The sequence below is a fragment of the Mycobacterium sp. NAZ190054 genome, from assembly GCF_001545925.1.
Taxonomy (GTDB): domain Bacteria; phylum Actinomycetota; class Actinomycetes; order Mycobacteriales; family Mycobacteriaceae; genus Mycobacterium.
In genome coordinates this window covers 1-989 of the sequence record NZ_LMVQ01000482.1, presented here as the reverse complement: position 1 = coordinate 989, position 989 = coordinate 1, and the positions used below count along the sequence as shown (strand labels likewise).

Sequence of the window (989 nt, the reverse complement as noted above, 5' to 3'; positions counted from 1 at the left end):
CGACCGCCTGCACTCCTCCCTGAGCTACCAGTCGCCGATCGACTACGAGGCCCAGTACCGTAATGACGCCGCCTCAACACCGGAGGTGGCCTAACCGAGGTCTCCATCCAGACCAGGACGGTTCAGTTGTTCGTCTTCTGGGGGGTCGTTGATCCAGGTGCTGAAGGGGCTGGTGCTGGGTTTGGTGTCGGTGGTTTTGCCGTGGAAGAGCACGCGCAGGCGGCGGGATTGGTTGCGCCAGCGGCGGAGTCGGATTTCTTCTCGGGCGGCGCGGTTGCGGTAGAGGTTGGCGGTGCTGGTGTGGCGGTGTTGGTGCTGGCGTGCGCGGGCGGCGGCGACGCGGCGCGCTTGGTCGGGGCGGCGGGGTCGGTGCATCGGGCCGAACAGGGCGACCCCGGCCGGGGTGGTGGGGTAGGTGGCGCCGGTTGGTGAGGTCCAGATGATGGTGCCGTCGGGTAGTTGTTGGTCGCGCCAGCCGGTGTCGAAGGTTTTGATCAGGTGGTGGGTGCGGCAGTAGCAGGCCAGGTTTTCGGGCACGGTGTGGCCGCCGTGGGTGGGGTCGTGGTGGTTGAACGGTTCGGTGTGGTCGATGTCGCAGCGGGTGGCCGGTACGGTGCAGCCGGGGAAGCGGCAGGTCAGGTCGCGGGCGCGGATGTAGCGGGCCAGCGCGGCCGACGGCCGGTAGGTCAGGGCTTGTTCGTGGCTGACCTCGGGTTCTTCGATCAGGCGGCGGGTGGCTTCTCGGGCGAGTTCGCCGACCAGGTCGGCGTCGATGACGCCGTAGCCGGCCAGGTAGCCGGGCCGGGTGCTGTGTCCGGCCACGGTGTCGGCGGTGGCGATCACGTGCAGCACCACCGACGCCCCGGCCGGCACCGGCAACCCCGGCCGCACCGCCTCGACCGCCTTCTCGACGCCCTTGCCCAGGTAGCGGGATCCGCCGTCGCGCAGTTCGACGGCCTCGTGCTCACCGGTCGATGCGCCCGACGGCA

1 protein-coding gene is annotated in these 989 nt (G+C 69.9%); it reads right to left on the bottom strand.

Features of this window, described 5'->3' with window-relative positions; genetic code table 11:
• Window positions 1-90: 90 nt before the first annotated feature.
• Window positions 91-989, bottom strand: an 899-nt coding sequence (locus tag ASJ79_RS34455) for a DUF222 domain-containing protein (protein WP_156448623.1), incomplete at its 5' end; no start/stop codon positions are given.